Genomic DNA, 24,439 nt, shown 5'->3' with positions numbered 1-24,439 from the left:
TGATCAATAGATATTGAACTGGAAGTACTTTTTCATGATCTGCTGGTATTCGCCACTGCTCTGAATGTTCTTCAGCGCGGCATTGACTTCCGCCAGTAGCGCGGTGTTTTTCAGGTTGACCGCCACCCCTTCCCCGACGCCCAGATACTTGCGGTCGCGAATCGGCGAGCCCACCAGCTCATAGCTCGCACCTTCCGGTTTCTTCAGGAAACCCTCATAGGCGGCCACCATATCGTCCAGCACCACGTCGACTTCGCCTGCCCGCATGGCCTCATACATTTCCTTGGTGCCTTCAAACTCCGTCACCTTGTTGCTGGCGGCAAAGCGGGCCTGGATCAGGTTGGCAAAGGTGGTCTTGGCTTGCACGCCAATCTTCATGCCCGCCAGATCTTGCGGGGTGATATAGGTGCTGAGGATGCGCTTCTTGCGGCTGACAAAGCTGCCGGGGATCTGGCTGTACTTGTCGGAGAAGGCGACCCGCTTTTTGCGCTCCTCGGTGATCGACATCGAGGCGATGACTGCATCCAGCTTGCCGGATTCAATACCGGGAATCAGATCGGCCCATGTCGTTTTGACAAACACGCAGCGGGCTTTCAGCTCGCGGCAAACGGCATTGGCAATATCCACATTAAAGCCCGTCAGTTGACCTTTCACTTCATAGTCAAACGGGGGGTAATCACCTTGCAGGCCGACCTTGAGGTCACGGGCCTGGCCTGTCAGGGGTAGCAGCAGACAGGTGAGCAGCAGGGGGGTGAGTTTTTGCATGTGTCAGTCCTATGTGTCTTTGGGCGGCTACGTGGCCGACAGGTCAATGCCTGCAGCCGGTATTGTAGTTCATGCCCGTCACACATGCGAAACATCATCGTGGTATGACGCGGAGAAGCAGGCAGCTCAGGCCTTCCCGCCGTGATAACGGAAGTGTGCCCGTTTCACATTGCAGAGGATTTCATAGGAAATGGTCTGGGCAGAGGCTGCGACCTGTTCAACGCGAACTGTCGGCCCCCACAGCTCTACCTCGCTGCCTAGCCCGCAAGCGGGCAGATCGGTCAGGTCCACGGTGAGCATGTCCATGGAGACGCGGCCCAGTAATTGCGAGTGCTGACCATCAATGGCGACAGGGGTACCGTTGCGGGCAATACGCGGGTAGCCATCCGCATAGCCCAGCGCCACCACGCCGATACGAGAGGGGCGGCTGGTCAGGGTAGCCCCACCATAGCCAATGGGCTCATTGGCAGCCAGTTCGCGCACACCAATCACCTTGCTGCTGAGCCGCATCACGGGTTTGAGGTCGTTGGCGATCGGGTGGGACTGGGGGAAGGGGGTGCTGCCATACAGCATGATGCCCGCGCGTCCCCAGTCGCTGTGTGCGGCGGGCCAGCCCATCAGGCCGGGTGAATTGGCCAGGCTACGTGCGCCGCTCAGGCCCTCGGTACACTGTTGGAATAGCGCCAGTTGCTGGCGAGTGGCTTCGGCATCCAGCTCATCGGCGCGGGCAAAGTGACTCATCAAGACCATCTCTGACACCTTGCCGGAAGCCAGCAGTGCCGCATGGGCGGCACGGTATTCTTGCGGGTCCAGCCCGACGCGGTGCATGCCGCTGTCCAGCTTCAGCCAAACGTGTAACGGTTGGCTGAGTTCTGCCGCCAGCAGGGCGTCCACTTGCCAGCGGTGGTGCACGGTCAGCCACAGCTTGTGCTGTGCAATCAGTGGTAGCTCGCTGGCATCAAAGAAGCCTTCCAGCAGCAGGATGGGGGCGGTGATGCCTGCGGCACGCAGTTCCAGTGCTTCTTCAATGGCGGCGACGCCAAAGCCATCGGCCAGTCCGCTCAGCGCCTGTGCGCAGGGCACTGCACCATGGCCGTAGGCATTGGCCTTGAGCGCGGCCAATACGCGGTGACCGTGTACGCGGCGCGCCAGTTGGTAGTTGTGGCGCAGGTGATCCAGATGGATGTCGGCAATAGCAGGGCGGCTCATCGGCAAAGGTCCGGCTGGGCACACCCTGCGGGTGTGCCGGATAAGAAAGGCATCGGCTGGCTTGGACTCAGCGGGCGACGGCGGGTTCCGCTTGCCAGTGAGCAGATTGTACCGGCGCGCCATAGCGGGCGATCGACAGGCCATCGGTGCGGATGTCCGGCTGGCGCTGGGCCAATACATCGGCCAGCAGCTTGCCCGAGCCGCAGCCCATGGTCCAGCCCAGCGTACCGTGGCCGGTATTCAGCGACAGGTTGCGGTAGCGGGTGCCGCCAATGATCGGGGTGCCGTCCGGGGTCATCGGACGCAGGCCGGTCCAGAAGGTGGCTGCGGGCAGGTCACCGCTACCGGGGTAGAGGCTGTCCACCACCATTTCCAGTGTGGCACGGCGGCGCGGGTTCAGGCCCAGGTCGAAACCGGCCAGTTCCGCCATGCCACCCACGCGGATGCGGTTGTCAAAGCGGGTGACTGCTACTTTGAAGGTTTCATCCAGCACGGTGGAAGTCGGTGCGCGGCTGGCATCGGTGATCGGGATGGTCAGCGAGTAACCCTTGACTGGGTAGACCGGAATCGGCAGGTCAACCTGCTGCAGGAAAGGGGTCGAATAGCTGCCCAGCGCCACCACATAGTGATCAGCTTGCAGGCGTTCCTGCCCCAGTTGCACGCCGGTAATGCGCTCACCATCCACCAGCAGGCGGTCGATCGGCTGGTTATAGCGGAAGGTGACACCCAGCGCTTCGGCGGCCTTGGCCAGCTCCAGCGTGAACAGCGCGCAGTCGCCGGTTTCATCGTTCGGCAGGCGCAGGCCGCCCACAATCTGGTTGCGGTCCAGGGCCGGTTCGGCGCGCACGCAGCCATCACGGTCCAGCAATTCATAAGGTACGCCACAGCGTTCCAGCACAGCAATATCCTTGCCGACAGCATCCAGCTGAGCCTGGCTACGGAACACCTGCAGCGTGCCCTGGCTGCGACCTTCATAAGCGATGCCGGTGTCCTGCCGCAGCTGGCGAATCACGTCGCGGCTGTATTCGGCCAGCCGCATCATGCGTTCCTTGTTGATGTCATAGCGTGCAGCCGTGCAGTTGGCCAGCATGCGCGCAAGCCATTGCCATTGCCACAGGCTGCCATCCGGGCGGATCGACAGCGGAGCGTGCTTCTGGAACAGCCACTTCAGCGCCTTGAGCGGCACGCCTGGCGCGGCCCACGGTGCGGCGTAGCCCGGCGAAATCTGACCGGCGTTGGCAAAGCTGGTTTCCAGTGCCGGGCCGCTCTGGCGATCCACCACGGTCACTTCCATGCCATTGCGCGCCAGATAGTAGGCGGTACTGACGCCGATGATGCCACTGCCCAAAACCACAACCCGCATTGCTGTCTCCTGATCACTGAGCGTGCGGCACCAGGGCCGCCTATGCCTCCTTGATGGAGGTCACGAATTTTGCGCAGTATAGTGAAATGATTGCAGTTTTATTCACTGTAGTTTTTCTATTTTGTAGTTAAAATGTTAGATAAATACAGATTGGGCAGTGTGCCATGCGAACAAGGCAGCAAACCATACGCGAGTTAGACAAGCTGGACCGCAAGATCTTGCGCATCCTGCAGCAAAACGGGCGCATTGCCATGACGGAATTGGCCGAGCAGGTGGGGCTCTCCACCACGCCGTGTGCCGAGCGGGTACGCCGCATGGAGCGGGAAGGGGTGATTACAGGTTACTATGCACGGCTGAACCCCAAGGCGCTGGGCGGGAGCTTGCTGGTGTTCGTGGAGATCCGGCTGGCTGCCAAATCGGGCGATCTGTTTGAGGAGTTTCGCCGCGAGGTGCTGAAATTGCCACAGGTGATGGAATGCCACCTGGTCTCGGGCGACTTTGACTACCTGATCAAGGCGCGCATCGGTGAGATGACGCAATACCGCAAGCTGCTGGGTGACATCCTGCTCAAGCTGCCGGGGGCCACCGAGTCGAAGAGCTATGTGGTGATGGAAGAGGTCAAGGAGAGTCTGGCGCTGCCGATTGCCGACTGAGGCGCTTGAAATGAACATGCCCGGCCAAGGCCGGGCATGTGGTGAAGCTGCACGGTCGTCGTGCTTGGAACCTGTTTCTAGTCTGCTGCGCGACGGCGATACGGCGTTGAAAACAGCTTTGGAATGCCCATTTACATCGAGTAAACCCCGCGTCCTCAGTCGTTTTCGCCTTGTCTCACCCCCGCTCGCGAGGCCATAAACAGGTTCTTATTCGACCTTGGTGCTTTTGTGAATCTCGTCCAGCAGTTGCTCAATGCGCTTCTGCTTCAGCCGGGCTTCCAGCTGCGGGCGGAAATCCTGCAGGGTCGGGGCGCGTGCAGCACTGACGTCTTCCATCAGCACCACATGGTAGCCGTACTGGGTTTTCAGCGGCTTGTCGTACACCTTGCCTTTGGGTAGCTTGCTCAGGGCGGCCATGCCGTCCTTGCCAAACAGCTCGGCAAACGCTTCCGGCTGATTGACCAGCAGGCCACCGCTCTTGGCTTCCGGGGCCCTGGAGTACAGCTTGGCCAGCTCGGCAAAGTTGGCCCCCTTGCGCAGCTTTTGCAGCAGCTCGCCCGCATCCTTGGCGTTGTCCACCATGATATGGCGCAGTTTCCATTGTGCTGGCATGCTGGACATCATTTTGGCGAGCGCGGGCTTCTGTGCGTCGTACTCCGCTTGCAGTGACTTCTGGTCAATGGTCAGCTTGGCAATATGGTTGCGCAGATAGGCATCGGACAGTTGCATGCGCTCGACCAGCACCAGTTGCTGCTGGAGGTCAACCTGCTTGTCCAGCTGGGCGGCTTGTGCACGCTGGGCCAGAACAACCGACAGGATCAGGCGTTCGCGCACTTGCTTGCGCAGGGCAGGGCTGTCTTCCTGCCCGCTTTCGATCATCTGTTGCAACGTGGCATTAAACAGCGACTCGGACACGGTATAACCGTTCACCTTCAGGGTTTCTGCCTGCAGGGCGGTAAGGCCGCCCAGTGACAGGGCCAAGGCCAGTGCGAGCTTGCGCATTCGTGTGGTTCTCCCTTGCAAGCCGGTGCATCGCTGTAGTCGGGCTGCACCGGCCTGTTTGTATTACTCGACCTTGGCCGACTTCTTGACTTCTTCCAGCAGGTTTTGCAATTGCTGCTGTTGCAGTTGCTGTTGCAGCTGCGGCTTGACTTCTTCCAGCGTCGGCACCTTGGCGGCCTGGATGTCTTCCACCAGGATCAGGTGGAAACCGAACTGAGTCTTGACCACTTCCTGGCTGTACTGGCCTTTCTTCAGCTTGACCAGCGCGTCGGCAAACGGCTTCACGTAGTTGCCCGGTGCGGCGTAATCCAGCAGGCCACCGTTTTGCGCGCTGCCGGTGTCGATGGAGTTCTTCTTGGCCAGCTCGGCAAAGTTGCCACCCTTCTTCAGTTCAGCCAGCAGGCCCTTGGCAGCCTTCTCGTCCTTCACCAGGATGTGGCGAGCCTTGTACTGTGCGCCTGCTGCAGCGGCTTCCTTTTCCAGGTCCGGCTTGACCTTGTCGTACTCAGCCTTGAGCACCGCATCCGATACCGGGTTCTTGGCCATGTAGTCGGTGACATAGGCGTTGGCCAGCAGGTTCAGGCGGGTCAGCTCCACCTGGGTCTGGTAGTTGGCATCCTTGTCCAGACCGGCGGCGGCACCGCGCTGGGCCATGGCTTCCACCAGAATCAGGTTGTCCTTCACCTGGGCGCGCAGCTCTGGCGTATCAGGCTGGCCACGCTTGACCATTTCCTTGACCATGGCTTCCATCCGGGCTTCCGGCACCATGACGCCGTTGACCTTGAAACCGGCGGCGTGCGCCAAGGTGGCGACACCAGCGGCCAAGGCCAGTGCCAGAACAGTTTTACGCATGAGCTTGCTCTCCATCTAACAAATCCAGAATGTTTTCCGCACCCGATACGGGGGTGTAACCGTCAGGACAAACTGCCCTTATAACTCATCCGGGGCATAGGCTGCAATGCTGAGGGCATGAATGGTGCCCGGAATCAGGTCACTGAACTGGGTCAGCACCAGCCGGTGCCGGGCCAGTCGGCTCTGCCCGCGAAACGACTCTGACACCACGGTGAGCCAATAGTGCCCGCCCCCGGTATTGCCAGCATGGCCGATGTGCTCACCGCTCTCATCCACCAGCTCGATATGGCTGGGCTGCAGCGGCGCCAGCCGCTCGGCAAACAGCGCCTCGATGTCGCTCAAGGCAGCACTTTCTTGAACGGACGTACTTCGGTAATGGCAAATACCCCTTCGGTAACATAGGGGTCGGCCGCCAGCCAGGCTTCGGCGTCCGCCAGACTGGCGAATTCGGCCACAATCAGGCTGCCACTGAACCCGGCGGGGCCGGGGTCGGGGCTGTCAATCGCCGGGCAGGGGCCGGCGAGAACCAAACGCCCCGCATCCCGCAGCGCCTCCAGCCGCGCCAGGTGGGCAGGGCGAACTTGCAGGCGGGTGGCGAGGGCATCGGGGCGGTCTTCGCCGAACAGGCAATACAACATGGTGTTACTCCGCAGAAGGAGGGGTATCCGTTTGGTCCGGCAAGTAGCGGGACAGGACCATGCCTTGCACGATGACAAACAGCAACATCAGCCCCATGCCACCGAACAGCTTGAAATTGACCCAGATCGATTCGCTGAACCGGTACGCCACCAGCAGGTTGAGCGCGCCCATGAACACAAAGAAGGCGGCCCAGGCCCGGTTCAGCTTCAGCCAGACCGGCTCTGGCAGTGTCATTTGTTGTTCAAGCACCTTGCGGATCAGGTTCTTGCGCCAGATGGCCTGACTGAGCAGCAAGGCCAGCGCAAACCCCCAGTACAGCAAGGTTGGCTTCCACATGATGAAGGCTTGATTGTGGAAATAGAGGGTGGCACTGCCCATGATGGTGACCAGTGCCGTGCTGAACCACAGCATGGGCTCTACCGGCTTGTGGCGGGCTTTCAGCCAGATGATCTGCGCAACCGATGCAGCAATGGTGACACCGGTCGCCAGAAAGATGTTCCCGCTGCTCAGCTTGTAGCTGACAAAGAACAGGATGACGGGGAACAGATCAAACAACAGCTTCATGTACGACTCTCAATTACAAGGTCCACGGTTCGGCGATGGCTTCCAGCTCCCAGTGCCGCATCGCCAGATGTTGCTGCATGGCGCTGGACCAGGCGGCCGAGGCTTCCGGCAGCGCAATGCCATAGCTGCGGAATCGCCAGACTACCGGGGCAAACATGGCGTCCGCCGCGCTGAACTCTCCAAACAGCCAAGGACCGGATGCAGCGTAGCGGGCGCGGCAGTCTTCCCAGATGGCGATGATGCGCTGGATTTCAAGCTGCACCGCTTCGCTGAATACCGGTTGCGGGTGACGGCTGCGTACATCCATCGGCATGCTGCCGCGCACGCCGGTAAAGCCCGAGTGCATCTCGGCGCTGATGGCACGGGCATGCGCCCGGATGGCCCGGTCACGCGGCCAGATGGCGTGGCCGGGGTGGCGGTCCGCCAAGTACTCGATAATGGCCAGCGAGTCCCACACTTTCAGGGCATCATCCTGCAACAGCGGCACTTTGCCGTTGGGGGAGTTTGCCTTGAGGAGCGCGGTGCCTTCCTGCGTGTACAGCGGCCACAGCACTTCCTCGAAAGGAATGTCAAAGTGGCGAAGCACCAGCCAGGGGCGCAGCGACCACGACGAATAGTTTTTGTTGCCAATGTACAGGGTCAGCACGAGCTTCTCCGGGCTTTAGATACCGCGCAGCAGTTCGTTGATGCCGACCTTGCTGCGGGTCTTGGCATCCACTTTCTTGACGATGACGGCACAATACAGGCTGTACTTGCCATCGCTGGAGGGCAGATTACCGCTCACTACCACCGAGCCCGCCGGGATACGGCCGTAACTCACTTCACCGGTTTCGCGGTCATAGATGCGGGTGGACTGGCCGATGTAAACGCCCATCGAGATCACCGAACCTTCTTCCACGATCACCCCTTCCACCACTTCGGAGCGGGCGCCGATAAAGCAGTTGTCCTCGATGATGGTCGGGTTGGCCTGCAGTGGCTCCAGCACGCCACCGATACCCACCCCGCCGGACAGATGCACATTCTTGCCGATCTGCGCGCAGCTACCCACCGTGGCCCAGGTGTCCACCATGGTGCCTTCATCCACATAAGCACCGATATTGACGTAAGACGGCATCAGCACCACATTGCGGGCAATGAAGGCCCCTTTACGCGCAACGGCAGGGGGCACCACGCGGTAGCCACCTTGCTGGAAATCATGGGTCGAGAAGTCGGCAAACTTGGTATCAACCTTGTCGAAATAGCGGTTGTAGCCGTCGGCCATCACTTCATTGTCACGAATGCGGAAGGAGAGCAGCACCGCTTTTTTCAGCCATTGGTGCGTATGCCAGTCGCCATTGATTTTCTCGGCCACCCGCAAGGTACCACGATCCAGCTCACCCACCACCTGGCCAATCGCGGCTTTCAGGTCAGCAGGCGTGGTGGACGGGGTCAGGTTGGCGCGGTCTTCAAAGGCAGATTCGATCAGCGCTTGCAGCGGATGTTCGTGGGCAGGCGTGATGCGGACTTCAACAGACATGACAACTCCTGTGGCGTGGCAATCAAGAAAATGGGGCCATGAATGGCATAATCTGCCACGATAGCGCATTGCCCAAGGAATGCAATCCGGTCAAATCCCGTCGGCGCGGCAGATCAAGCGGAAATTATACGGGGCCGGCGCTGGGCTGGGCGATTTTTGTTACAACTGTATCCAAGACCTAGGAGTAGAAGATTGGTTCATGCAGCTACAGGCCGTTGGTTGGCCACACCGGGCCTGTTGTTGGCCTCAATGACCTGGGGCTTGATGTGGTATCCCTACCGCTGGCTGGCAGGCTTGCAGATTGGCGCCGATCTGGCGCAAATGGCCAACTATGTGGTGGCCTGCTGCCTGGGCGGCCTGCTGGTGTTTGGCGTGATGCGCCGCCCCTGGAGTACGAGCTGGGCGGTGTGGATACTGGGGCTCAGTGCGGGCTGGGCCAATATCGGCTACGTGTTTGCGGTGATCAAGGGTGAGGTGGTACGCATCACCCTGCTGTTTTATCTGGCACCGCTGTGGACCTTGCTGATGGATCGCTGGTTGTTAGGTGCACGGTTCAGCCGCAGCGGCTGGCTGGTCTTCCTGCTGTCCATGGCGGGGGCGGTAACCATCCTGTGGCGGCCCGAGCTGGGCATGCCGTGGCCACGTGACCGCTATGAGTGGATTGCGCTATCCGGCGGCATCTGCTTTGCGCTCAACAATGTGCTGGCCCGGCAGGCACGCGAGGTGGATCTGGCCGTTCGTGCCTTCTCGATCTGGCTGGGTTGCCTGGCCGTGTCCGTAGTCGCGCTGCTGCTGCTACAGACTGACCTGACACCGCTGCGGCAGGCTTCCGCTTCGGCCTGGATGGTTCTGGTGGGCATGGGTCTGATGCTGGTGCTGGCGAGCCTGGGCATGCAGATGGGCCTGCAACACTTTGGCGCCACCCAGGCGGTGGTGATCATGCTGTTTGAACTGGTGGTGGCAACATTCAGCGCCAGCCTGCTTACCGATGAAACCTTGTTGCCCAGCGAATGGGCCGGAGCGGCCATGATTGCGCTGGCCACCCTGTTTTCCGGTCACATGTCTGAGCTGAAAGCGGCTGCTCCAGCTGCCTGACGTTTAACTCCGCTGCCGTAACTGCGCGCGGTGAAAGCGGAACAGTGCCTGTCCTAGGCGGTCGTCCACCTCGTCCGGCAGGGTATCCAGTGCGATGCGCATCTGTGATGCATCCTGCTGTTGCAGCTTGCCGCTGAGTTTGACCGGCAAGGGGAGTGTGGGGGCTAGGTACAGTTCTACCAGCACGGGCTGTTCGGGTTGAAGTTCGGGCTGTGTGGCCAGTTGCACGGTATGCAGGTTCAGGCTGAGCTGCTGGGCTGGAGGCACCTCTCCTCGCACGCGCAGCACTTCGCCCAGCAGCAATACCGCCAGATCCAGTTTGCCCTCCAGCCGGGTCAGTTGCGGGTCAAGTGGGGTCTCTGGCAGGTTCAGTTCTCCCAGCAGGGTCAGCCCCTGCAGCAGGGCCAGATTGTGTGCATCCCACTGACGGTGGTCGCTTGCAGCGTCCAGCGGTGTGACACGGCAAGGAAGGTACAGGGGAAGCAGCAGGTCGGCGTCGCTCATGGTGTGGTAGCATGGTGGCATTGAGTCCAACGGGCAGCTTACCGCATTTTGCCATGTCGTCCATCGTTCTTCCGCATAGTGTTGGTCGCTATCAACTCCAAAAAAAGCTGGGCGAAGGTACCACTGGTACCGTTTATCTGGCTGAAGACCGCTTTGCTGGACGCACGGTGGCCTTCAAATGGGCGCATCAGCACCTGCTGACTCACCCGCAGCATGGCCAGCGTTACCGCAAGCTGATCGAGAACGAAGCCAGCCTCGCCGGCAAGTTGCGTCACCCACATCTGGTGGAGGTGCTGGATGCTGCGGTAGCGGCAGACGATGCCTGGCTGGTGATGGAGTATGTGTCGGGCGGTACGCTGGAGCGCTATACCCGTAGTGACCAGTTGCTGCCGGTGCCCAAGGTGGCCGAGTTGGCTTTCAAATGCGCCCACGCGTTGGCCTATGCCAGCCAGCATGGCTTGATCCACCGCGACCTGAAACCCGCCAATCTGTTGCTGGATGGCGAGGGGCAGGTGAAGGTGGTGGATTTTGGTGCGGCGTTTTATCAGGTGTCTGAACACACCCAGGTTAGCGGTTTGATTGGTTCGCCCGCCTATATGTCTCCCGAGCAGGTGCAGGAACGGCGGCTGACAGAACAATCCGACATGTTCTCGCTGGGAGTGGTGCTCTACCAGCTGCTGACCGGGCGCTTGCCGTTTACGGCAGACAGCGACTTTGCCGTGATCTACAAAATCTGCCATGAGACCCCGCCAGACTTGTGCAGTGTGCGGCCCGACCTGCCGGAGGCCCTGCAGCGGGTGGTGGCGCGTGCGCTGGCCAAGCAGCCGGAAGACCGCTATCCGGACTGGGCGGCATTTGCGGCAGAGCTACGCAGCGTGAACCGCCATCTGGCCCTGCCTGCGCATGAAGTGCCGGAAGCGGAGCGTTTCCATGCACTGCGCCAGCTGGCGGTGTTTGACCGCTTCAGTGAGTCGGAGCTGTGGGAGGTGTTGCGCATCAGCCAATGGCGGCGTTTCCCGGCCCGCTCGGTGCTGATTGAAGAAGGCAAGCTGGGGCATTCCTTTTTTGTGCTGGCCGAAGGCGAGGTGGTCGTCAGCAAGGCCGGGCGAGAGCTGGCGACGCTGGGTGCGGGCGAGATTTTTGGCGAAATGGCCTACCTCTCGGGTGACGGCAGCCGTAGCGCCACCATTACTACCCGTGAGTCAGCCATGTTGCTGAAGATCAGCGCCAGCGCCCTCAAGGCCGCCAGCGACACCCTGCAGGCCCGTTTCAATCAGGTGTTCCTGGATCTGCTGGTGGAGCGACTCAAACAGTCGAGCGACACCATTGCCCAGCTGAAATGGGAGCAGTTCAGCCACAGCGACAGCCGTTTTCGTTAAAATGACGGCATTTTCCTGCCCCCAATAGCCCCTTGCGACTCAAACAGATCAAGCTGGCTGGCTTCAAATCCTTCGTGGACCCGGTGCACATTGCGGTGCCGGGCCAGCTGGTGGCCGTGGTCGGGCCGAATGGCTGTGGCAAGTCCAATATCATCGACGCCGTGCGCTGGGTGCTGGGCGAGTCTTCCGCCAAGCAGCTGCGCGGCGAATCCATGCAGGATGTCATCTTCAATGGCTCGGGCGGGCGCAAGCCGGTATCGCGCGCTAGTGTCGAGCTGGTGTTTGACAACAGCCTGCAGCGCGCCAGTGGTCCATGGGCGGCCTATGGTGAAATCGGCATCAAGCGGATTCTCACCCGCGATGGCGGCTCCACCTATCACATCAACAACCAGCAGGTACGTCGCCGCGACATCACCGACCTGTTCCTTGGCACCGGCGTCGGCTCGCGCGGCTACGCGGTGATCGAGCAGGGCATGATCTCGCGCATCATCGAGGCACGCCCGGAAGAACTGCGCGACTTTCTGGAAGAAGCCGCGGGAGTCTCCAAGTACAAGGAGCGCCGCCGCGAAACCGAGCACCGGCTGACGGATACCCGCGAGAACCTGCTGCGGGTGGATGACGTACGGGCGGAGCTGCTGCGTCAGGTGGAGAAGCTGAGCAGTCAGGCCGAAGTGGCACGCCAGTATCGCGCGCTGCAGGATGCCTTGCAGCAGTCGCAAGGTCTGCTGGCCCTGGCGCGGCAACAGGAAGCGCATCTGAAACTGGAGCAGCTCTCCCGCCAGCAGCAGGAAGGCGGGACGGCGCTGGAAGCGGCGATTGCAGCACTCCGCCAGACCGAGGCCAGCCTGGAGTTGGCGCGTGAAGCGCACTTTCAGCACAACGACCAGCTACACGCTGCGCAAGCTCGCTTGTTTGACGCCAACGCCCATCTGGCTCGCCTGGAGCAGCAATTGCAGCATCAGCAAACCATGCAGCAGCAATTGCAACAGCGCAGCCAGCAGTTGAAGCAGCAGCTGGGGCAGGGCCTGCAGCAGCAACAGCAGCTGCAGGAAGAGCAGCACAGCCTGCAGTTGCAGGGCGAAGAAGCCCGCGAACAACTGGAAGAAGCCGAGCTGCAATTGCAGCTACTGGAAGACCAGTTGCCAGACCATGAACAGGCGGTGCTGCAAGCGCGCCAGCAGCTGGAGCAACAGCAGCAACAAGCGCAGCAGCTCAGGCAGCGGCTGGGGGTGCTGGATACCCAGCTGCGACAGGCACAGCAACAATTGCAGCAGCTGCAGCAACGGGAACAGCGCTGGCAGCAACGACAGCAAAACCTGGTATTGCTGGACCCGCAGCGCGTGCAGCAGGCGGCTGCCGAGCGCGAGCAAGCCGAGGTGGCGCTGGTCACCTTACAGCAGGCCGCTGAAGCAGCCGTGCATGCAGAACAGCAGGCCGAACTGGCCTTGCAACAGGCCAGCCAGCAGCTGCAGCAGCTTGAGCGGGAAGAAAGCGCCATGCTGTCTGAGCAGAAGGCACTGCAAACCCTGCTGCATGCCGGGCAGGGGCGGCAAGCGCTGCAGGACTGGCTGCAGGCGCACGGTCTGGCGGCAGAGGCGCTGTGGCAGCAGGTGCAGGTGGAGCCGGGCTGGGAGGTGGCGGTGGCCGCGGTGCTACAGCAGCGCTTGCAGGCGAGAGCCTTGCCCGCGGGGCTGGACTGGCGCAGCCTCAGCCCGCCACAGGCGTTGACCCTGCTGCCGGATGCGCCGCCTGCGGCAGCCAGCGCCCCCTCTTCGCTACGACGCAAGGTCCTGTGTGCGGACCCGCAATGGTCGTGTTGGCTGGACCTGTGGCTGGCGGACGTTGAGGTTGTGCCTGCCGACGCACCCGTGCCCGACACCCTGCCGCCACAAAGCGTGTGGGTGAGCCCGCAGGGCCACCGCATGCAGGCAGACGGCATCCACCTGCATGCGGAAGCCCCGGCAGACCAGATGCTGGCGCAGCAACGTGCCTTGCAACAGCTTGAGCAGTCGCTGGCGGCGCATCAGCCGCAGGTGCAAGGGGGGCGGAACGCGCAGCAGGCGGCACAGGTGAAGCAGCAGCAGGCGCGGGCCGCGCAGCGCGAAGTACAGGAGCGCCTGCGGCAGACGCAGCAGGCGCTACATCAGGCCGAGCTGTCCTGGCGTCAGGCCGAACAACAGCAGGCGCATCAGCTCAGCCAGCAAACCCAGTTGCAACAGGAGCAGGAAGAGCTGCAGGCGCAGCGTCTGCACTGGCAGGAAGAACAGGAAACAGCGGCGTTCGAGCAAGACGGGCTACGCGATACCCTCAGCCAGCACGAGGCGGGACTGCAGCTGGCGCGTGAGCACTTGAATGCTGCGGATCAACGGCTGGGACAGGTGCGTAACCAGTTGCGCGATGCTGAACGCCAAGCGCAAAACCTGCGCTTTGCGGTCAGTAGCCGGGTCCAGCGTGCCAGCGAGCTGGTTCACCGCAGTGAGCAGCTGGCGACCTTGCAGGCCGAACGCGAGGAACAATTGCAAGCCTTGTTGCTCGAACAGGACAGCTTGCAGGAACAAGACCTGCAACTGGACCTGCAAGCAGCCATTGCCGCACGGGAAGAACGTGAGGGTGTGCTGCGGCAGGCGCGGGAAGTGCTGGAAGCCGCTACCCGGCAGCAGCGGCAGCTGGACGAGCAACGCCTGCAGCAGGAGCGGGCGCTGGAGCCGCTGCGCGAAGCCTTGCTGCAGCTGGAATTGCAGGCGCAGGAAGCGCGGCTGACGGTAGCCCAGTTTGCCGAAGCGCTGGAAGGGGTGGATGTGGCGGCTCTGCAGGAGCAGTTGCAGCAACGCGGGCTGAAAGCACCAGGGCTGGCGCGCGAGATCCAGCGGCTCAGCCGCGAGGTGGAGGCGCTGGGGGCGGTCAATCTGGCGGCGCTGGAGGAATTGCAGCAGGCGCAGGAGCGGGCGGGCTATCTGGAAGCCCAGGCGAGCGACCTGAACCAGGCCATCGACACGCTAGAGGCGGCCATTCGCCGCATCGACCGCGAAACCCGCAGCCTGCTGCAAGATACCTTCGAACGGGTCAATGCATCGCTGGGGGAGCTGTTTCCGCTGCTGTTTGGCGGTGGCCGCGCCACGCTGTCGCTGACCGGTGAGGAAATCCTGGATTCGGGCGTGCACCTGATGGCGCAGCCTCCAGGCAAGAAAAACAGTACCATTCACCTGCTTTCGGGTGGAGAAAAGGCGTTGACGGCACTGGCTCTGGTATTCTCGCTGTTCCGGCTCAATCCGGCGCCATTTTGCTTGCTTGATGAGGTGGATGCGCCGCTGGATGATGCCAATACCGGCCGTTTTTGTGAAATGGTGAAGAAAATGTCCGCGGATACGCAATTTCTCTACATCAGCCATAATAAAATCACCATGGAAATGGCAGAGCAGCTGATCGGTATTACCATGCAGGAACAAGGGGTGTCCCGCGTTGTGGCGGTTGACATCATGGAAGCCATGCAGTTGTCAGGCGCGGCATGAGGATAATGTGGAATGAGTGACTTGCAATTGGTGTTGCTGGCTGTCGGTGCGGTGGCCATCTTGCTGGTGGTGGCCTACAACTGGTGGGAGCAACAGCGTTACAAGAAGAAAGCCCAGGCGGCCTTTGCGCATTACCAGCAGGATGTGCTGCTGGAGCCCGGGCTGACGCCGATGGATGAGGATACCCGCATCGCAGGCGAAGACGATCTGCCGGATGAGGAGGCGCTGTACAACGCGCGAGGCCAGGTCGATGCACGTCATGCGCCACGCCCGGTGGAGCCCCCTGTGCCGGAGCGCGTCAGCGGCGAACGCCGCGAGCCGGTGATGGGCGGCAGTCGCAACGAGACGCCGCCACCCGGCACCTTCAGCTCACCAATCCCGCAGCCACAGAAGACGGCGCGGGAAGCCTTGACCTATCCGGGGCAGCAGGACGACAGGGTGGACCTGCTGGTAGATATCCTGTCACACCAGGCACTGGATGTGGACCTGATCCGCGCCATGCACCGCCAGCTCAACCGGATTGGCAAGCGGGTGTCGTGGCAGGCCTTGATGAGCAATGGGGAATGGTTCCCGCTGGATGTGGACGCCAACCTGGCCATCATGGGCTTGCGCATTGGCCTGCAGCTGGCCGACCGACGCGGCCCGCTGGATGAGCCCTCGCTGCGCCAGTTTGTGGCCACCCTGGAAACCTTTGCCGATGAGTCGGAATCCGAGCTGCGCCTGCCGCCGCTATCGCAGGCGCTGGCCGATGCGCAGAAGCTGGACAGCTTCTGCGCCGATGTCGATGTCACCATCGGCCTCAACATTCTGGCGGATTCTGCGCCGTTCGGGCTGGTGCAGCTGCGCTCCTGGCTGGAACGCAATGGCCTGCGCCTGATGGCCGATGGCGCTTACCACCTGGTCAATCCGCAAGGGCAGCATCTGTTCAGCATTGCCAACTTTGACAATGCACCTTTCCCGCCGCACCCCTTGCCCAAGGATCACACCGAAGGTATTACCCTGCTGTTTGACGTGCCACGGGTGGCGGATGGGCTCAATGTATTTGCCCAGATGTCGGATCTGGCGTTTGAACTGAGCGGCCAGTTGAACGGCAAGCTGGTGGATGACAACCGCAAGCCCTTGTCCGACCACGGTATTGCCAGCATTCGCCAGCAACTGCGCGCCATCTACGGCACCATGAACCTGAAAGGCATTGAACCCGGCAGCCAGACCGCACTGCGCCTGTTTGCCTGAGACCCCGCATGAACCAGGACGACCTGTTTTCCCCGCCTGCGGGTGACGCAGCGCGCGCAAGCGAGCTGACCCGCCTGCTCAATCAGTACGCCCACGAGTACTACACGCTGGACCAGCCCAGCGTGCCCGATGCCGAGTACGACCGGTTGTTCCGCGAGCTGGAAGCGCTGGAAGCCGCGCATCCGGCCTTGCGGCTGCCCGATTCGCCCACCCAGCGGGTCGGTGGTGCCTTGCTGGACGCCTTTGATCCCGTGACGCATGTGGTGCCGATGCTGTCGATCCGCACCGAAACCGACACCGAAGCCAGCGGCGCCGCCGCCTTTGATGGCCGGGTACGTCGCGAGCTTGGGTTGTCGGATGCCGATCCGGCGGTGGAGTATGCCGCTGAACTGAAATTTGATGGCTTGGCCGTGAATTTGCGCTATGAGCAGGGGCTGCTGGTGCGGGCGGCCACCCGGGGTGACGGCACCACCGGCGAGGATGTTACGCAGAATGTGCGAACCATCCACCAGATTCCGCTACGCTTGATCGGCGAAGCACCGCCGGTGCTGGAGGTGCGCGGCGAGGTGTATATGAGCCATGCTGATTTTGAACGCTTGAACCAGCGCCAGCAGGCCATCGGCGGCAAACCCTTCGTCAACCCGCGTAATGCGGCGGCGGGCAGCCTGCGCCAGCTCAATTCACAGGAAACGGCCCAGCGACCCTTGTCCTTTTTTGCCTACGGGTTGGGTGAGGTACAAGGCAGCAGTGTGCCGGATCGCCATTCGTCAGTGCTGGACTGGCTGGCCGCCCTGGGGTTGCCCGTCTGCGCTGAGCGTGACGTGCTGCACGGCGCAGCGGGGCTGGCGATCTTTCACCAGCGCGTGGCTGCGCTGCGGGACAACCTGCCGTTTGACATTGACGGGGTGGTGTACAAGGTCAACCGCCGCGATTTGCAAAATGAGCTGGGCTTTGTCAGCCGTGAGCCGCGTTGGGCGGTGGCGCACAAATTCCCGGCGCAGGAAGCGCTGACCACGGTGCTGGATATTGAAATCCAGGTGGGCCGCACCGGTGCGCTGACACCGGTAGCCCGGTTGGCGCCGGTGTTCGTCGGCGGCGTGACGGTGACCAACGCCACTTTGCACAATGAAGACGAGATTCGCCGCAAGGATGTGCACGTCGGCGATACCGTGGTGGTGCGCCGCGCCGGGGACGTGATTCCAGAAGTGGTGCGCGCTTTGCCGGAGCGTCGTCCGGCGGACGCTCCGGTATTCCACATGCCCAGCCATTGCCCGGTCTGTGGTGCGCACGCCAGTCGTGAAGAAGGCGAGGCGGTACTGCGCTGCTCCGGCGGGTTGTCCTGCGCCGCGCAGCGCAAGGAGGCCATCCGCCACTTTGCCGCGCGCCGCGCGATGGATATCGAGGGTCTGGGCGAGCGGCATATCGATAATCTGGTCGAGCTGGGTTTGGTGCACCGGCTGGCCGACCTCTATCGCCTGACGCTGGATGACTTTCTTGCCATGAAGCGTCAGGCGGATGAGCGCGACGGCGTGACGCCTGAAACCGTGCAACAAGGCAAGGTGGCGACCCGCTGGGCCGAAAACCTGCTGGATGGCATTGCCGCCAGCAAACAGCCGCCCCTGGCGCGCTTCCTGTTTGCCCTTGGCATTCGCCATGTCGGTGAGTCCACGGCCAAGACGCTGGCAGACTGGCTGGGGCAACTGCGACTGATCCGGCATTGCCCGGCACCGCTGCTGTGTGCCTTGCCGGATGTCGGGGCGGCGGTGGCGGCCTCGATTGCCGATTTCTTCAGCGAGCCGAACAACCAGCAAGCGCTGGACGACCTGCTGGCAAGCGGGGTGCAGCCCCAAGGTGAACATGCTCCCGCGGCTGCCCTGCGTGAGCGGCTGACCCTGGAGCGAGTGCTGGCCAGCCTCGGGGTGCCGGGCTTGACCGAGGCACGCAGCCGCGCGCTGGCGGCCGCCGTGGGCGATATGGAGGGCCTGCTGGCGCTGAATGAAGCCGGACTGGCACAGCTGGACCTGCCCGATACGCTGCAGCAGTCGCTGTGGCACTGGTTAAATGGGCAAGGGCAGCGCGAAGCGTTGCAGCAACTGCGGGCCTGTCGTGATACCCTGCTGACTGAGGCGGATCATGCCAGTGCTGCCGCTGGGGTATTGACGGGCAAGACACTGGTCTTGACCGGTACCCTGCCGACCTTGAGCCGGGATCAAGCCAGTGCGCTGATCGAAGCGGCAGGTGGCAAGGTATCCGGCTCAGTATCGAAAAAAACCAGCTATGTGGTGGCGGGTGAAGCTGCTGGCAGCAAGCTGGACAAGGCGAATGAACTGGGGGTGGCGGTGCTGGATGAAGCCGGCCTGCTTGCCCTGCTGGGACAATGATGACGCTGCCGAAGGCAGCATGACAGGGTTATCGGTAATGCAGAAGATCAAGAAAGCCGTCTTCCCGGTGGCTGGGCTAGGCACCCGTTTCCTGCCCGCCACCAAGGCCAGCCCCAAGGAAATGATGCCGGTGGTGGACAAGCCACTGATCCAGTACGCGGTGGAAGAGGCAGTTGCCGCTGGCGTCGAGCAGATGATCTTCATCACTGGCCGCAGCAAGCGGGCCATTGAAGACCATTTCGACAAAGCCTATGAGCTGGAAGCCGAGCTGGAGATGCGCGGCAAGGAGGCCACGCTGGCCCTGGTGCGCGACATTCTGCCCAAGGATGTCAGCTGCATCTATATCCGCCAGCCGGAAGCGCTGGGCCTGGGGCATGCGGTACTGTGTGCCGAGCCTGCCGTTGGCAATGAGCCGTTTGCCGTGCTGCTGGCCGATGACCTGCTGTACGCTGAACGCAAGCCAGTGCTGTCGCAAATGGTGGAGGTGTTTGCCCAGCGGGAAAAATCAGTGGTGGCGGTGCAGACGGTGGCACGCGAGGAGACCCGCCAATACGGCATTGTATCTGGCCACGCGGTTGCGGATGACCTGATGCGAATTGATGGCATCGTGGAAAAGCCGCACCCGGACCAGGCGCCGTCGAACCAGGGTGTAGTGGGCCGCTATCTGCTGACACCGCGCATCTTTCACCACCTGCGCCGCATTCCACGTGGTGCCGGGGGCGAGCTGCAGCTGACCGATGCCATTGCGGCCCTGCTGGACGAAGAGGCGGTATTTGCCCATCGGTTTGACGGCATACGATACGACTGCGGCTCCAAGCTGGGTTATCTGCAGGCGACCGTAGAGCTGGGCTTGAAACACCCCGAAGTCAGTCAGGCGTTTGCCGCCTTCCTGCAACAACATCATTCCGGAGCTGCCTGATGCTGGCCATCATTGGCGGGAGTGGCCTCGGCCAACTGCCCAACCTGACCATTACCCATCGCAAAGTGGTGCGTACCCCGTATGGCGAACCCTCCTGCGGTCTGACCTTCGGCACCCTCAACGGCTGCGAAGTGGTATTTCTGGCGCGTCACGGCTACGGCCACACCCTGCAACCGCATGAGATCAACTATCGCGCCAATATCTGGGCGCTGGCCGATCTCAAGGTAGAGCGGATTTTTGCCGTCGGTACCGTTGGCGGGATCCGGGCCGATCTGGTACCAGGCACGCTGGTGGTACCGGACCAGTTGATTGATTACACCTTTGGCCGCTCCAGCACCTTCTTTGAGGGGGGCGCGGGTCCGGTGACGCATCGGGACTTCACCGAGCCGTATTGTGCCACGACCCGCCAGTGCATCCTGCAGGCGGCAAGCCGTCTGGGGGAGGCGGTACTGGATGGCGGGACCTATGCGGTAACGCAAGGGCCACGGCTGGAAACCGCTGCCGAGATTCGACGGCTGGAGAGCGATGGTGCCGACATGGTTGGCATGACCGCCATGCCGGAAGCGGTGCTGGCCCGTGAGCAGGATATTCCGTACGCCGCGCTGTGCGTGGTGGTGAACCATGCTGCAGGCAAGGGCAGCAGCCAGCAGCACATCGACTTTGACCAGGCGGTGTCCACCATGGACGTGGCCATGCCCAAAGTGCTGTCGATTCTGGCGGCGACCGTGGCGGTGGCGGCTGAAACCGGATGCGCAACCTGCTGACGGCCAGTGCAACACCGCTGGCGGGCCTGCTGGTGCTGGAGACAGTACCGCAGCAGGCTGCTGCAAGTGTCGAGACCGTCACATTTCGCGCAGATGCCTTTCAGCAGTGGACGAACATGTCAGCAGACTTTGTGCTTGAAGGCCATTCCCGTTCCTGCAAGCATGTGGTGCGCGGCCTGCACTATCAGGCCGGGGAACACGCCCAGGGCAAGCTGGTGCGGGTGGTGCAGGGGGCTGTGTGGGATGTGGCGGTGGACTTGCGACGCCATTCAGCCACCTTTGGACAGTGGTACGCCACCACCCTGTCCGCCGATAATGGCCGCCAGCTGTGGATTCCACCGGGTTTTGCTCATGGTTTCTGTGCTTTGGCCGATCAAGTGGATATGCTGTACAAGCTGACAGCGTATCGCCACGCGGAAAGCGAGCGTTGCATACACTGGCAGGACCCGGATTTGGCCATTCCGTGGCCGCTGTCCGACCGTGAAGCCAGATTGTCGGAGCGCGATGCGGCGGCAGGAGGCTTCCGTCAGGCCGCGTACTATGATTAGAAACACCCCGAAGAGGATTGCATGCCGATGAGCGCCAGACCCTGCCGTATCTGCCAACACCCCACCCAAGGGGTCAACGACTTCGGACGCATGCCGCTGGGCAATGGCTTTCTGCCGCCAGACGCAATGCAGGGTGAATACTTCTATCACATGCAGACGGCGTTCTGCCCCAGCTGCCATATGTTCCAGCTGGTGGATCAGCCTGCTGCAGAGGCGATGTTCAACGAGCATTACCACTTTTTCTCTGGCACCTCACGGGTGATGGCCGAGCACTTCCGCCAGTTTGCCGAGCTGGTGAAGTCGCGCTACCTCAGCGAGCAGCCGATGGTGATGGAAATCGGCAGCAACGACGGCATCATGCTGCAGCATTTTGCCCAGGCCGGGATTGCTCATCTGGGGATTGAGCCGTCGAGCAATGTGGCGGATGCCGCCCGCGCACGAGGCATGAACGTGATCAGCGCTTTCTTTGATGATGCGCTGGCTGCGGAACTGGTGCAGCAATACGGGCAGGTGGATGCCTTCCTCGGGGCCAATGTCATGTGCCATATTCCGGACCTCGATCAGGTGGCCGCAGGGGTCAAGCGCTTGCTGAAGCCACGTGGCGTGTTGATGTTTGAAGACCCCTATCTGGGCGATGTCATCGAAAAGACATCGTACGACCAGATTTACGACGAGCACGTCTACCTGTTCGCCGTAGGCTCGCTCACTACCCTGTTTGCACGGCACCAGCTGGAAATCATCGACGTGATGCCGCAGACCACGCACGGCGGCTCCATGCGCTATGTGGTGGCGCACCAGGGCGCGTACACCGTCAGCGAGGCCGTACACCACCAGCGTGAGAAGGAAGCTGCGTTGGGGCTGCACCTGCCGGAGACCTACGACCGCTTCCGGCAGCAGGTGATGCAGTCGCGGGACGATCTGGTGGCCCTGCTCAAGCGGCTTAAGGCCGAGGGTAAGCGGGTGGTGGGCTATGGCGCAACGTCGAAGAGCACCACCATCCTCAATTACTGCGGCATTGGCCCGGACCTGATCGAGTTCATCTCCGACACCACGCCGATCAAGCAAGGCAAGCTGACCCCGGGCATGCACATTCCAGTGCGGCCCTATGAAGCGTTCAGCGAGCGCTGGCCGGATTACGCCGTACTGTTTGCCTGGAACCATGCCGCCGAGATCATGGCCAAGGAGCAGGCATTTGTGCAGGCAGGAGGCCGCTTCATCCGTTTTGTGCCCAGAGTGGAGATCCTCTGATGATCCCTTTTGTATCACCCCTGGCCCAGTATCAGGCGCACCGCAGCGAGATTCGGGCGGCCATCGACCGGGTGCTGGACAGTGGCTGGTACATCCTCGGTGAGTCGGTCAGCCAGTTTGAGCACGCGTTTGCCGACTGGACCGGCATGCCGCATGCGGTGGGCGTCGGGAATGGCACCGATTCGCTGGTGCTGGCTCTGCTCGCGGCAGGGGTGGGCCCCGGCGACGAGGTGATCACGGTGTCACACACGGCGGTGGCGACGGTGTCGGCGGTGGCCACGACCGGGGCGACGCCGGTGCTGGTGGATGTCTGCCCGCAGCGTTACACGCTGGCCCCTGCGCTGCTGGAGGCCGCTTACTCTCCCCGTACCAAGGCGGTCATTGCGGTCCACCTGTACGGACAGCCGGCGGACCTCGCTGCCATCCAGACGTTTACGCAGCGTCATGGCCTGCTGTTGATCGAGGATTGCGCACAGGCGCATGGGGCCCGCTGGCAAGGGCAGCGGGTGGGCAGTGTCGGCGACCTGTCCTGCTTCAGCTTTTACCCGACCAAGAACCTGGGGGCCATCGGTGATGGCGGGCTGGTGGCCTGCCGCGATCCGCAACGGTTTGAGCGCCTGCAGCTGCTGCGCCAGTACGGCTGGAAGCAACGCTACATCAGCGATATGCATGGTTTGAATACGCGGCTGGACGAACTGCAAGCTGCCATCCTGCTTGCCAAGCTGCCGTGTCTGGATGCAGACAATGCCGCCCGGCGCGCGCGTGCGCAACGTTACCGTGAGCGCCTGCAGGGCTTGCCGCTGCAATTGCCGCCCGACGTGGCAGATTGTGAAGCGGTATACCATCTGTTTGTGATCCAGCTGGACGACCGCGATGGGCTGCAGGCAGCGCTGAAGGAGGCCGGGATACAGTCGCTGGTACATTATCCGGTGCCGGTCCACCAGCAGCCTGCCTATCAGGCGACGCAGCGCTTGCCACAACCGCTGCCGGTGACAGAACGGCTGGCACGACGGGTGCTGTCCCTGCCCATGTTTCCGGAGTTGCCGCTGGAACAGGTCGATGAGGTGGCGGATGCCATTCATCGGTTCTTTGCAGCCTGAATAACAAGGAAGCCGACATGACAATGCCGCCGAGCCCCACCATCCCGATGGCCGGACCGTGGGTGACGCAGAGCGAAGTGGACATGGTGACGGACGCCATGACCCGAGGCTGGTACGATCAGCCCTACTACTACGTGGAAACCTTCCAGCGGGAGTTTGCGGCCTGGCACGGGCGCAAACATGCGCTGATGACGCCCAATTGCACCACGGCCTTGCACCTGCTGCTGACCGGTCTGGGGATCGGGGAGGGCGATGAAGTCATTGTGCCGGACTGCACCTGGATCGGCAGCACGGCCGCCATCAGCTACCTGCGGGCAACGCCGGTGTTCTGCGATATCAACAAGGACAACTGGTGCCTGGACCCTGGCGCGGTACGCCGGGCCATTACGCCGCGCACCAAGGCCATCATTGCCGTAGACCTGTTCGGCAATATGGCGGACTGGGACGCGCTGACCGACATTGCCGAGTCACACCAGCTATGGCTGGTGGAAGATGCCGCCGAATCCCTGGGATCGACCTACCGGGGACGCCGCGCGGGCAGCTTCGGCGTGGGGGCTGTATTCAGCTTCCACCGCACCAAGACCCTGACCACCGGTGAAGGCGGCATGCTGCTGCTGGATGATGATGCCCTGTATGAGCGCTGTGCCATGTGGCGGGACCATGGCCGCAAGCCGGGCGGGCAGACCTACTTCAATTATGAAGTCACCTACAAGTACATGCCTTTCAATGTACAGGCCGCGCTGGGGCTGGGGCAGTTCCGCCGGATTGACGAGCTGGTGGCCCGCAAGCGCTGGATTTTCGAGCAGTATCGTGCCCGGCTTGGTGATATTGATGGCCTGCAATGGAATGCAGAGCCGCCGCACGTGTTCAACAGCATCTGGACCACCGCACTGGTGCTGGACCCGAAATGGGGGCTGGACAAGCCCACCCTGATTGCCGAATTGGCCAAGCTGGATGTGCCGGCACGTCCGTTCTTTTACCCGCTGTCCTCGCTGCCGGCGTATGGCAGCATGGGAGAGCGCTACCAGTCGATCAACCCGGTGGCCTATGATGTCTCCAACCGGGGGGTTAACCTGTCGTGCGCCATGAATCTGAGCGAAGCCCAGATTGATCATATCTGCGACGGTATCCGTCGCGTACTGGCGGTGTAATCAGTCAGCCCCGGCGGGATGCCGTGGCCTGGCAACAAGGGAGAG

22 protein-coding genes and 1 pseudogene are annotated in these 24,439 nt (G+C 62.0%); 12 read left to right on the top strand and 11 right to left on the bottom strand.

All coding sequences use genetic code 11. From position 1 onward, the window contains the following. Positions 1 to 3: 3 nt before the first annotated feature. The 3 genes and pseudogenes from HF682_RS05550 to HF682_RS05540 form a co-directional block, all read right to left on the bottom strand. Positions 4 to 765 (bottom strand): transporter substrate-binding domain-containing protein, encoded by a 762-nt coding sequence (locus HF682_RS05550; protein ID WP_168876222.1) that lies wholly within the window; start codon positions 763 to 765, stop codon positions 4 to 6. Positions 766 to 891: 126 nt separating this feature from the next. Next, positions 892 to 1,974 carry an alanine racemase gene (gene alr, locus HF682_RS05545; RefSeq protein WP_168876221.1) on the bottom strand — a complete coding sequence of 361 codons (1,083 nt, stop codon included), beginning with the start codon at positions 1,972 to 1,974 and terminating at the stop codon, positions 892 to 894. Positions 1,975 to 2,041: 67 nt separating this feature from the next. After that, a pseudogene (locus HF682_RS05540) lies at positions 2,042 to 3,352 on the bottom strand (D-amino acid dehydrogenase); the annotation flags it as partial. Positions 3,353 to 3,501: 149 nt separating this feature from the next. On the opposite strand from HF682_RS05540, the gene HF682_RS05535 reads away from it, so the two are divergent. Further along, the gene (locus HF682_RS05535; protein WP_168876219.1) at positions 3,502 to 3,990 is read left to right on the top strand and encodes an Lrp/AsnC ligand binding domain-containing protein; all 489 of its coding nucleotides are present in this window, start codon (positions 3,502 to 3,504) and stop codon (positions 3,988 to 3,990) included. Positions 3,991 to 4,197: 207 nt separating this feature from the next. On the opposite strand, the gene HF682_RS05530 is transcribed toward HF682_RS05535, so the two are convergent. The 7 genes from HF682_RS05530 to dapD all read right to left on the bottom strand — a co-directional run bounded on the left by HF682_RS05530 (position 4,198) and on the right by dapD (position 8,563). Continuing rightward, positions 4,198 to 4,992 carry a peptidylprolyl isomerase gene (locus tag HF682_RS05530; protein WP_168876218.1) on the bottom strand — a complete coding sequence of 265 codons (795 nt, stop codon included), beginning with the start codon at positions 4,990 to 4,992 and terminating at the stop codon, positions 4,198 to 4,200. A 63-nt stretch (positions 4,993 to 5,055) separates the two neighbouring features. Next, a complete protein-coding gene (locus tag HF682_RS17940) occupies positions 5,056 to 5,844 on the bottom strand; it encodes a peptidylprolyl isomerase (RefSeq protein WP_205881909.1) in 789 nt (262 codons plus the stop codon). Positions 5,845 to 5,922: 78 nt separating this feature from the next. After that, positions 5,923 to 6,186 carry a BolA family protein gene (locus HF682_RS05520; RefSeq protein WP_205881908.1) on the bottom strand — a complete coding sequence of 88 codons (264 nt, stop codon included), beginning with the start codon at positions 6,184 to 6,186 and terminating at the stop codon, positions 5,923 to 5,925. Further along, positions 6,183 to 6,482: a YciI family protein gene (locus tag HF682_RS05515; protein WP_168876217.1), complete on the bottom strand. Its 300-nt coding sequence runs from the start codon at positions 6,480 to 6,482 to the stop codon at positions 6,183 to 6,185. The genes HF682_RS05520 and HF682_RS05515 overlap by 4 nt, the downstream gene beginning before the upstream one ends. A 4-nt stretch (positions 6,483 to 6,486) precedes the next feature. Further along, positions 6,487 to 7,047 (bottom strand): septation protein A, encoded by a 561-nt coding sequence (locus HF682_RS05510; RefSeq protein ID WP_168876216.1) that lies wholly within the window; start codon positions 7,045 to 7,047, stop codon positions 6,487 to 6,489. A gap of 13 nt (positions 7,048 to 7,060) precedes the next feature. After that, on the bottom strand, positions 7,061 to 7,693 hold the full coding sequence (locus tag HF682_RS05505) for a glutathione S-transferase family protein (RefSeq protein ID WP_168876215.1): 633 nt from the start codon (positions 7,691 to 7,693) through the stop codon (positions 7,061 to 7,063). A gap of 15 nt (positions 7,694 to 7,708) precedes the next feature. After that, positions 7,709 to 8,563 (bottom strand): 2,3,4,5-tetrahydropyridine-2,6-dicarboxylate N-succinyltransferase, encoded by an 855-nt coding sequence (gene dapD / locus HF682_RS05500; protein WP_168876214.1) that lies wholly within the window; start codon positions 8,561 to 8,563, stop codon positions 7,709 to 7,711. A 249-nt stretch (positions 8,564 to 8,812) separates the two neighbouring features. Between dapD and HF682_RS05495 the strand changes: the two genes are divergently transcribed. Next, the gene (locus HF682_RS05495) at positions 8,813 to 9,658 is read left to right on the top strand and encodes a DMT family transporter (protein ID WP_168876213.1); all 846 of its coding nucleotides are present in this window, start codon (positions 8,813 to 8,815) and stop codon (positions 9,656 to 9,658) included. 3 nt (positions 9,659 to 9,661) lie between these two features. On the opposite strand, the gene HF682_RS05490 is transcribed toward HF682_RS05495, so the two are convergent. Continuing rightward, positions 9,662 to 10,162, bottom strand: coding sequence for a PilZ domain-containing protein (locus HF682_RS05490; RefSeq protein ID WP_168876212.1), 501 nt, complete (start codon positions 10,160 to 10,162; stop codon positions 9,662 to 9,664). A gap of 53 nt (positions 10,163 to 10,215) precedes the next feature. Between HF682_RS05490 and HF682_RS05485 the strand changes: the two genes are divergently transcribed. From HF682_RS05485 to HF682_RS05440, 10 genes are read left to right on the top strand one after another with little or no spacing between them, the layout of a single operon-like run. Beyond that, positions 10,216 to 11,541, top strand: coding sequence for a serine/threonine protein kinase (locus HF682_RS05485; protein ID WP_168876211.1), 1,326 nt, complete (start codon positions 10,216 to 10,218; stop codon positions 11,539 to 11,541). A 32-nt stretch (positions 11,542 to 11,573) separates the two neighbouring features. After that, entirely contained in the window at positions 11,574 to 15,050 is a 3,477-nt protein-coding gene (smc, locus tag HF682_RS05480; RefSeq protein ID WP_168876210.1) for a chromosome segregation protein SMC, read from the top strand. A 12-nt stretch (positions 15,051 to 15,062) separates the two neighbouring features. After that, the gene (locus HF682_RS05475; RefSeq protein ID WP_168876209.1) at positions 15,063 to 16,283 is read left to right on the top strand and encodes a cell division protein ZipA C-terminal FtsZ-binding domain-containing protein; all 1,221 of its coding nucleotides are present in this window, start codon (positions 15,063 to 15,065) and stop codon (positions 16,281 to 16,283) included. Between the two features lie 8 nt (positions 16,284 to 16,291). Then, positions 16,292 to 18,664 carry an NAD-dependent DNA ligase LigA gene (gene ligA / locus HF682_RS05470; RefSeq protein WP_168876208.1) on the top strand — a complete coding sequence of 791 codons (2,373 nt, stop codon included), beginning with the start codon at positions 16,292 to 16,294 and terminating at the stop codon, positions 18,662 to 18,664. 37 nt (positions 18,665 to 18,701) lie between these two features. Continuing rightward, on the top strand, positions 18,702 to 19,583 hold the full coding sequence (gene galU / locus HF682_RS05465; RefSeq protein ID WP_168876207.1) for a UTP--glucose-1-phosphate uridylyltransferase GalU: 882 nt from the start codon (positions 18,702 to 18,704) through the stop codon (positions 19,581 to 19,583). Further along, a complete protein-coding gene (locus HF682_RS05460; protein WP_168876206.1) occupies positions 19,583 to 20,347 on the top strand; it encodes an S-methyl-5'-thioinosine phosphorylase in 765 nt (254 codons plus the stop codon). Before galU ends, HF682_RS05460 begins: the two co-directional genes overlap by 1 nt. Next, positions 20,332 to 20,895, top strand: a complete 564-nt coding sequence (rfbC, locus tag HF682_RS05455) for a dTDP-4-dehydrorhamnose 3,5-epimerase (protein ID WP_168876205.1) — start codon at positions 20,332 to 20,334, stop codon at positions 20,893 to 20,895. The genes HF682_RS05460 and rfbC overlap by 16 nt, the downstream gene beginning before the upstream one ends. Before the next feature lie 27 nt (positions 20,896 to 20,922). After that, a complete protein-coding gene (locus HF682_RS05450; protein ID WP_168876204.1) occupies positions 20,923 to 22,143 on the top strand; it encodes a class I SAM-dependent methyltransferase in 1,221 nt (406 codons plus the stop codon). Then, positions 22,143 to 23,243, top strand: coding sequence for a DegT/DnrJ/EryC1/StrS family aminotransferase (locus HF682_RS05445; protein ID WP_168876203.1), 1,101 nt, complete (start codon positions 22,143 to 22,145; stop codon positions 23,241 to 23,243). Before HF682_RS05450 ends, HF682_RS05445 begins: the two co-directional genes overlap by 1 nt. Positions 23,244 to 23,260: 17 nt before the next feature. Continuing rightward, on the top strand, positions 23,261 to 24,394 hold the full coding sequence (locus tag HF682_RS05440; protein ID WP_205881907.1) for a DegT/DnrJ/EryC1/StrS family aminotransferase: 1,134 nt from the start codon (positions 23,261 to 23,263) through the stop codon (positions 24,392 to 24,394). Positions 24,395 to 24,439: the final 45 nt, after the last annotated feature.

The sequence above is a fragment of the Leeia aquatica genome (assembly GCF_012641365.1).
Lineage (GTDB): Bacteria > Pseudomonadota > Gammaproteobacteria > Burkholderiales > Leeiaceae > Leeia > Leeia aquatica.
Note: the sequence above shows the minus strand (reverse complement) of the source record. Positions and strands in the feature narration are given on the sequence as shown.

Excerpts from the sequence above, each read along its gene's own strand:
- HF682_RS05550 (WP_168876222.1), bottom strand. The coding sequence starts at position 765 with ATGCAAAAACTCACCCCCCTGCTGCTCACCTGTCTGCTGCTACCCCTG.
- alr (WP_168876221.1), bottom strand. The coding sequence starts at position 1,974 with ATGAGCCGCCCTGCTATTGCCGACATCCATCTGGATCACCTGCGCCAC.
- HF682_RS05535 (WP_168876219.1), top strand. The coding sequence starts at position 3,502 with ATGCGAACAAGGCAGCAAACCATACGCGAGTTAGACAAGCTGGACCGC.
- HF682_RS05530 (WP_168876218.1), bottom strand. The coding sequence starts at position 4,992 with ATGCGCAAGCTCGCACTGGCCTTGGCCCTGTCACTGGGCGGCCTTACC.
- HF682_RS17940 (WP_205881909.1), bottom strand. The coding sequence starts at position 5,844 with ATGCGTAAAACTGTTCTGGCACTGGCCTTGGCCGCTGGTGTCGCCACC.
- HF682_RS05515 (WP_168876217.1), bottom strand. The coding sequence starts at position 6,482 with ATGTTGTATTGCCTGTTCGGCGAAGACCGCCCCGATGCCCTCGCCACC.
- HF682_RS05510 (WP_168876216.1), bottom strand. The coding sequence starts at position 7,047 with ATGAAGCTGTTGTTTGATCTGTTCCCCGTCATCCTGTTCTTTGTCAGC.
- dapD (WP_168876214.1), bottom strand. The coding sequence starts at position 8,563 with ATGTCTGTTGAAGTCCGCATCACGCCTGCCCACGAACATCCGCTGCAA.
- HF682_RS05495 (WP_168876213.1), top strand. The coding sequence starts at position 8,813 with ATGACCTGGGGCTTGATGTGGTATCCCTACCGCTGGCTGGCAGGCTTG.
- HF682_RS05490 (WP_168876212.1), bottom strand. The coding sequence starts at position 10,162 with ATGAGCGACGCCGACCTGCTGCTTCCCCTGTACCTTCCTTGCCGTGTC.
- HF682_RS05485 (WP_168876211.1), top strand. The coding sequence starts at position 10,216 with ATGTCGTCCATCGTTCTTCCGCATAGTGTTGGTCGCTATCAACTCCAA.
- HF682_RS05475 (WP_168876209.1), top strand. The coding sequence starts at position 15,063 with ATGAGTGACTTGCAATTGGTGTTGCTGGCTGTCGGTGCGGTGGCCATC.
- ligA (WP_168876208.1), top strand. The coding sequence starts at position 16,292 with ATGAACCAGGACGACCTGTTTTCCCCGCCTGCGGGTGACGCAGCGCGC.
- galU (WP_168876207.1), top strand. The coding sequence starts at position 18,702 with ATGCAGAAGATCAAGAAAGCCGTCTTCCCGGTGGCTGGGCTAGGCACC.
- HF682_RS05460 (WP_168876206.1), top strand. The coding sequence starts at position 19,583 with ATGCTGGCCATCATTGGCGGGAGTGGCCTCGGCCAACTGCCCAACCTG.
- rfbC (WP_168876205.1), top strand. The coding sequence starts at position 20,332 with ATGCGCAACCTGCTGACGGCCAGTGCAACACCGCTGGCGGGCCTGCTG.
- HF682_RS05450 (WP_168876204.1), top strand. The coding sequence starts at position 20,923 with ATGAGCGCCAGACCCTGCCGTATCTGCCAACACCCCACCCAAGGGGTC.
- HF682_RS05445 (WP_168876203.1), top strand. The coding sequence starts at position 22,143 with ATGATCCCTTTTGTATCACCCCTGGCCCAGTATCAGGCGCACCGCAGC.
- HF682_RS05440 (WP_205881907.1), top strand. The coding sequence starts at position 23,261 with ATGACAATGCCGCCGAGCCCCACCATCCCGATGGCCGGACCGTGGGTG.